3 protein-coding genes and 1 pseudogene are annotated in these 3,023 nt (G+C 75.5%); 2 read left to right on the top strand and 2 right to left on the bottom strand.

Annotation, left to right across the window (positions count from 1 at the left end; genetic code table 11):
• Positions 1-524, top strand: a 524-nt coding sequence (locus EF903_RS31055) for a class II glutamine amidotransferase (RefSeq protein ID WP_125548312.1), incomplete at its 5' end; no start/stop codon positions are given.
• On the top strand, positions 521-1,531 hold the full coding sequence (gene egtD, locus EF903_RS31050; RefSeq protein ID WP_125548311.1) for an L-histidine N(alpha)-methyltransferase: 1,011 nt from the start codon (positions 521-523) through the stop codon (positions 1,529-1,531). The genes EF903_RS31055 and egtD, both read left to right, overlap by 4 nt.
• Positions 1,532-1,770: 239 nt before the next feature.
• On the opposite strand, the pseudogene EF903_RS35650 reads toward egtD, so the two are convergent.
• A pseudogene (locus EF903_RS35650) lies at positions 1,771-2,226 on the bottom strand (lysophospholipid acyltransferase family protein); the annotation flags it as partial.
• A 68-nt stretch (positions 2,227-2,294) separates the two neighbouring features.
• On the bottom strand, positions 2,295-3,023 hold a 729-nt coding region (locus EF903_RS31040), incomplete at its 5' end, for a GNAT family N-acetyltransferase (RefSeq protein ID WP_185902921.1).

Genomic DNA, 3,023 nt, shown 5'->3' with positions numbered 1-3,023 from the left:
CGTCCCGCACGGCGGCCAGCGCGGCCTCCGCCCGGACGACCCTGGCGGGGGCGGAGGGGGAGGCGGCGGCCGCGCCGTTCGCGGCGGGCCCGTGGCTGTTCAGCCACAACGGGGCGGTGCGGGGCTGGCCGCTGTCGGTGGCGGCGCTCGCGGCCGAACTGCCGCCGGCGGAGCTGCTGTCGCTGCCCGCGGCGACCGATTCCGCGCTGGTGTGGGCGCTGGTGCTGCACCGGCTGCAGCACGGCGACGACCTGGGGACGGCGCTCGCGGAGCCGGTGCGGGAGGTGGCGGGGGCCGCGCCGGGCTCCCGCCTGAACCTGCTGCTGACCGACGGCACGTCGATCGCCGCGACCGCCTGGGGGGATTCGCTGTGGTATCTGGCCGATCCGCCCGCGGGCCGCGTGGTGGTGGCGTCGGAGCCCTACGACGACGACACCCGCTGGTGCGAGGTGCCCGACCGGACCCTGTTGACCGCCCATCGCACGGGGGTCGCGCTGACCCCGCTCAAGGAGACCGTCCAGTGAGCAGTAGTGACTTCCAGTTGACCCGGACCCTCGACGAGCACGCCGCGGAGGCGGCGCTGCGCGCGGACGTGCTGCACGGGCTCGCGCAGTCGCCGAAGGCGCTGCCGCCCAAGTGGTTCTACGACGCACGCGGCAGCGCGCTGTTCGAGGAGATCACCCGGCTGCCCGAGTACTACCCGACGCGCGCGGAACGGGAGATCCTGCGGGAGCGGGCGGCGGAGATCGCGGACGCGAGCGGGGCCCGGACCCTGGTGGAGCTGGGTTCGGGCTCCTCGGAGAAGACCCGGCACCTGATCGAGGCGATGCCGGCGCTGGAGGCCTACGTGCCGGTGGACGTGAGCGGGAGCGCCCTGGAGGGGGCGGCCCGGGCGCTGTTGGCCGAGCATCCGGGGCTTCGGGTGCACGCACTGGTGGCGGACTTCACGAAGCCGCTGCGGCTTCCGGAGTCGCCCGGTCCGCGGCTGGTGGCGTTCCTCGGGGGGACGATCGGCAACCTTTTGCCGGCGGAGCGGGCGCGGTTCCTGGCGTCGGTGCGGGCGGTGCTGGAGCCGGGGGACGCGCTGCTGATGGGGACGGACCTCGTGAAGGACGAGGACGTGCTGGTGGCGGCGTACGACGACGCTCAGGGGGTGACGGCCGAGTTCAACCGGAACGTGCTGGCGGTGGTCAACCGGGAGTTGGACGCGGACTTCCCGCTCGGCGACTTCGAGCACGTCGCGGTGTGGAACCGGGAGGAGGAGTGGATCGAGATGCGGCTGCGGGCCCGGTCGGACCTGGTGGTGAAGGTCCGGGCGCTGGACATGCTGGTGCCGTTCTCGGCGGGTGAGGAGATCCTGACGGAGGTGTCGGCGAAGTTCCGCCGGGAGGGTGTGCGGCGGGAGCTGACGGCCGCCGGGCTGGAGCCGGCCCGCTGGTGGACGGACTCCGGGGGCCGGTTCGCGCTGTCGCTGTCTGTGGCGGTCGGAGCCTCGGGCGCCGCAGCGGCCGGGGTTCGTACGGCGCCCTGAGCCGCCGCGGCGAGGTCCCGCCGGTCGGTGTGCCGGCCCGGCGGGATCCGCGGCGGCAGCCGGATCTCGGCGGTGACGCCGCGCGTGCGGGCCGTCCGCCACAGTGAGGCGGTGAGCGGGTCGTCGCCGACGAAGGCGCAGGCCCCGGCGGTGGTGCCGTCGGGGAGCAGGTAGGCGAGGCGGACGGGCTGTACGGGGACGCGGGCGTCGAGGGCGGCTTGGAAGGCGGCCCTGCGGAAGGTCCCTCCGGCGCGCCCGCACCAGGTGCTGCCCTCGGGGAAGACCGTGACGCGGTCGCCGGCGCGGAGGGCGCGGGTGAGTGCGGCGACGGTGTCGGGGAGGGCGCGGATCCGGTCGCGTTCGATGAAGAGGGTTCCGGCGCCGGCGGCGATCCGGCCGAGTACGGGCCAGCCGCGGATGTCGCTCTTGGCGAGTGTGCGGCCGGGCAGGGCGGCGGCCACGAGGGGGATGTCGAGCCAGGAGACGTGATTGGGGGTGATGAGGCAGGGGCCGGCGGGGCCGGGGCTGCCGTGGATGCGCACGCGCAGGCCGAAGGCCCGCAGGAAGGCGGTCGACCAGGCGCGGACCAGGGCGTGGCGGGCCCTGCGGGGCAGCAGCCGGACCGGGGGCGCCGCGGCGACCGCGACGAGGAGCAGGGCGAGGGCGGCGGTGATCCGCAGGAGGGCGCGCACCATGCCCGCGGTGGGCCCGTCGTGGCGTGCGCAGGCCGGGGGTGTGCAGGGCGAGGCGGGCAGCCAGGCGTTCATGCGGACGGGGCGAGCGAGAGGAAGTGCCGGAGGTAGCGGGGGTTGGTGCGCCGCAGGGAGAGCAGGACGTACAGGTCGGCGCAGCCGAACGCGGCGTCGAGGGCGGGTTCGCCGCAGACCCAGGCGCCCAGGCGCAGGTAGCCGCGCAGCAGCGGCGGCAGCGGCATGCGGTCGGGGAACGCGGTGCCGGAGGGGTTCCAGGGGTGGAGGGGGGTGACGCGGTACTCGTCGGGGGCGAGGTTGCGGGGCAGGACGTTCTCGCGGGTGGCGGCGGCGAGAACGCCTCCGTCGGAGAGCGGTATGGAGCAGCAGCCGGCGATCCAGTTGTGGCCGCAGCGGTCCATGTAGCGGGCGAGCCCCGCCCAGATCAGGCCGATGGCGGCGCCGTTGCGGTGGTCGGGGTGGACGCAGGAGCGGCCGGCCTCGACGAGGTCGGGGCGGATCGGGGCGAGGGCGGAGAGGTCGAACTCGGTTTCGGAGTAGAGGCGTCCGGCGACGGCGGCGCGTTCGGGGGGCAGCAGCCGGTAGGTGGCGACGACCTGTCCGGTCTCCTCCTCCACGACGAGGAGGTGGTCGCAGTAGGCGTCGAAGGCGTCGGAGTCGATGCCGGGCTCCGGTCCGTCGAGGCGGGCGCCGAGTTCCCCGGCGAAGACGTCGTGGCGCAGCCGCTGCGCCGCGCGCACCTCGTCCTCGTCGCGGGCGAGGCGTACCGCGTAGCGGGGGGC

Origin of the sequence: Streptomyces sp. WAC05292 (assembly GCF_003949955.1) — a bacterium.
In the GTDB taxonomy this organism is placed as follows: Bacteria; Actinomycetota; Actinomycetes; order Streptomycetales; family Streptomycetaceae; genus Streptomyces; species Streptomyces globosus.
The sequence above is the reverse complement of the archived record's forward strand: the minus strand, read 5'-3'. Positions and strand labels throughout refer to the sequence as shown.